The 2,437-nt window shown below is 69.8% G+C and carries 2 protein-coding genes; both read left to right on the top strand.

Annotated elements, in window-relative coordinates:
- Positions 1-1,239 (top strand): D-arabinono-1,4-lactone oxidase (locus G3O00_RS41770; RefSeq protein ID WP_206146499.1); only part of this gene is annotated, 1,239 nt, incomplete at its 5' end.
- The gene (locus G3O00_RS41765) at positions 1,236-2,339 is read left to right on the top strand and encodes an MFS transporter (protein WP_241025594.1); all 1,104 of its coding nucleotides are present in this window, start codon (positions 1,236-1,238) and stop codon (positions 2,337-2,339) included. The genes G3O00_RS41770 and G3O00_RS41765, both read left to right, overlap by 4 nt.
- The last annotated feature ends 98 nt before the right edge of the window (positions 2,340-2,437 follow it).

Here is a 2,437-nt window from a genome sequence, read left to right as displayed (position 1 = left end):
CTCGACGGGATGCAGGGCGTGATCGACGTCGACCGCGACCGGCGCGTCGCACGCGTGCATGCCGGCACGCGGCTGTGGGCGCTGGGCCCGGCGCTCGCCGCGCACGGCCTCGCGATGGAGAACCTTGGCGACATCAACGTGCAGTCGATCGCCGGCGCGACCAGCACCGGCACGCACGGCACCGGCATCACGCTCGGCAACCTGTCGACGCAGATCGACAGCCTGACCTTCATGTGCGCGGACGGCAGCGAGATCCGCGCGAGCGCCGACACGCATCCCGAGCTGTTCGCCGGCGGCCGGATCGGGCTCGGCGCGCTCGGCGTGCTGACCGAAATCGGCCTGCGCCTCGTGCCCGCGTTCAAGCTGCGCCTCGAGCGCGGCGGGATGAACCTCGACGACTGCCTCGCGCAAGCGGACGCACTGATCGCGAAGCACCGCTCGTTCGAGTTCTACTGGTTCCCGCATACGGACACCGTGCTGACCAAGGCGTGGGACATGACCGACGAGCCGGCCGACTCGGTGCACTGGGCAAGCCGCGCATCCGAATCGTTCCTCGAGAACACGGTGTTCGGCGCGCTGTGCGGGCTCGGCAAACGCGTGCCGTCGCTGTGCCCGGCGCTGAGCCGGCTGTGCGCGTCGACCGTGTCGGCCGGCCGGCACGTGGATGCGAGCTACGCGATGCTGTCGACGGTGCGCCGCGTGCGCTTCAACGAAATGGAATGGTCGGTGCCGGCCGAGCGCGGCGCCGACGCGCTGCGCGAGATCCGCGCGTTCATCGCGCGCCGCAGCTTCCCGCTGATGTTCCCGCTCGAATACCGCTGGGTACGCGGCGATGACATCTGGCTCAGCCCCGACTACGGGCGCGACAGCGTGCGCATCTCGGTGCACCAGTATCGCGGGATGCCGTTCGACGCGTACTTCTCGGGCGTGCAGGCGATCTGCCGCAATCATGGCGGGCGGCCGCACTGGGGCAAGGTGCATGCGATGAAGGCCGCCGAGCTGGCGGCGTGCTACCCGCACTGGGACGATTTCCTCGCGCTGCGTGAGCGGATGGACCCGCATGGCCGCTTCCTGACGCCGTACCTGCGCACGCTGTTCGGCCTGCCGCAACACGCAAGCGCAAGTACGAGCGCAGCCGCAACCGCGCGTGCCACGCCGGCCCGCCGAGGGACACACCCGATGCACGAAACGGCCGGCATCGCACAAGATCGGCCGCGATCCAACCAGGAGGCCTCATGAGCACCGCCACGCTGCATGCCGCTGCGCAGTCGCGCCCCGATCCGTCGACCCGCGCCGTCGTCCGTCTCGCACTCGCGTTCGCGGCGGCCACCAACGGCCTGATCCTGTCGCCGTTCCTCGTCGCGGCCGTGATGACGCGCTTCCGGCTCGACGAAGGCACCGCGACCGCGCTCGTCAGCGCCGAGATCCTCGGCATCGCGATCAGTTGCGCGCTGCTGTCGCACCGGATCGCGCGCGCCGCGCGGCCGTTCACGCTGGCCGGCCTGGTCGGCACGATCGCCGGGCAGGCGCTCAGCGCGGTCGCACCCGGGATCGTGTCCGCGGCGCTCGCACGCGGGATGACGGGGCTGTTCGAGGGGATGCTGTTCGTCGTCGTCGCGTCCGGCGTGTCGCAGCGCGCGTCGACCGACCGCCTGTGGGGGCAAATCAACCTGCTCGCGGGCATCATCAACGGCGGCATCCTCGTGTTGATCTCCGCATTGCCGGCCGCGTGGCTCGGGCACTGGGTGTTCGCGCTGCTGGCGGCCGTCGTCGCCGTGCTGGCGCCCGCGATCCGCGGCATCGACGCGTTCGCGAGCGCCCCCGCGCAAACCCACGTGCGCGCCGGCACGCTGCCGTGGCGGCCGGTGATCGCGATCTGGGTCGTGACCGCGCTCGTCTACGGCGTGCAGGCATCGCAATGGGCGATCGCCGGCTTCGTCGGCGAACGTGCCGGGCTGTCGCCGACGACGATCGGCGTACTGCTGTCGGTGTCGTCGCTGCTCGGCTTCGTCGGCGCGGCGATTCCGTCGCATCCGGCCAGCCACAAGCACCGCCTCGCGCTGATCTGGGCCGCGCAGCTCGCGATGATCGCGTCGATCGAATGGTTCTTCAGCGCGCGCAGCGGCAGCGCGTACTTCCTGAGCCAGTTCGTGCTGAACAGCGCGTTCTTCGTGATCGTGCCGTTCCTCACCGGGATGCTGTCCGACGTCGACCCGGACGGCTCGCTGGTTGCGCGCACGCTCGTCGTCACGTTCTTCGCGGCCGGCATCGGCACCGCGCTGTCCGGTGCGCTGCTCGGCCGCTTCGGCGGCACGCGCGATCGGGAGCGCGTCGGGTAGGGGAAGAGTGTAAGATACTGTGTAGATTCTGGGTGTCGCCGTGTCATTAAAAAAAAAAAACAGTGAACGATATCGAGGCATCACGAGAGTGACGCAGA

Origin of the sequence: Burkholderia sp. Ac-20384, assembly GCF_017104605.1 — a bacterium.
Taxonomy (GTDB): Bacteria; Pseudomonadota; Gammaproteobacteria; order Burkholderiales; family Burkholderiaceae; genus Burkholderia; species Burkholderia lata.
Note: the sequence above shows the minus strand (reverse complement) of the source record. Positions and strands in the feature narration are given on the sequence as shown.

What these genes read in the sequence shown, in the direction of transcription:
- G3O00_RS41765 (WP_241025594.1), top strand. Translation starts at nt 1,236, where the DNA reads ATGAGCACCGCCACGCTGCATGCCGCTGCGCAGTCGCGCCCCGATCCG.